Raw genomic sequence first — 1,024 nt, forward strand, 5'->3', positions numbered from 1 at the left:
GGCAATGCAGCCTGCTGTCACTGGCACGTTCGACCCTCTACTACCAGCCGCGCGGGGAAAGCGCCGAGAACCTGAAGTTCATGGAAATCATCCATTGCCCGGCAGGCGATTGCGAAGCGATCTGCCGTGAGGGGGTGATCTTCTGAGCGCCGAGATCAGTGAGAAGCAGGCACGTTCGATCAAGTACCAACTGACCATTGCCCGCCTGCCACTTGCCAAGGAGGTCCCTCTCGCGGTTTGCAGGGCAAACCGCTGCCGGCAATGGACGAGTTCACCTTCGAAGGCACACCGGTGAACGAGACGCTGGTGCGGGACCTCGCCACCGGCGATTTCCTCAGCCAGCAGCGCAACGTTGTACTTATTGGCGGCACCGGAACCGGCAAGTTACATCTCGCGGTCCACTGCCCGGCAGGGCATTTCCCAAGGAAATGTCCCGGGAGGGAGCATAGCACGATCCTGCATCAGGCATGGCAAGCGCGGTCGGTTCTTCAACTTAGTCGACCTGGTGAACAAGCTGGATGCCGAGGCCCGTGCAGACCGTCAGGGCCGTACCGCTGATCTGCTCTGCCGGCTCGACTTTCTGATCCTCGACGAGCTCGGCTATCTGCCGTTCGCCCAGACCGGTGGACAGCTCCTATTCCATCTCATCAGCCGTCTCTATGAGCGAACCTCGATCATCGTGACGACCAATCTCGACTTTGGCGAATGGCCCCCGGTCTTCGGTGATGCCAAGATGACAACGGCGCTTTTGGATCGCCTCACTCATCACTGTGACGTCGTCGAAACCGGCAACGAAAGCTGGCGTTTCAAGACCTGTGAATAATTGAAAAAACGCTGGCCCGACGCGGCTGCGCTGTGTGGTGGCTATACCGCATCGAGCCAGCTTCCGTCGTGTATGAGGGGGTCAATTTTGGGGTCCGACTCAATTTCTGTGGCGCCTTTCATGCCGAATGCTGTAGGCGCGCCAAGAGCAGGTCGATACCTGCGGCGCCATACATCTGCCGTTTCAGCAATTTTAGCCGGT

Annotated in this window: 1 pseudogene; it reads left to right on the forward strand. The window is 58.9% G+C overall.

Annotation, left to right across the window (positions count from 1 at the left end):
- Positions 1-133: 133 nt before the first annotated feature.
- A pseudogene (locus ACN5AZ_RS18665) lies at positions 134-823 on the forward strand (ATP-binding protein); the annotation flags it as partial.
- Positions 824-1,024: the final 201 nt, after the last annotated feature.

The organism is Sagittula sp. SSi028, from assembly GCF_048553715.1.
Taxonomy (GTDB): Bacteria; Pseudomonadota; Alphaproteobacteria; order Rhodobacterales; family Rhodobacteraceae; genus Sagittula.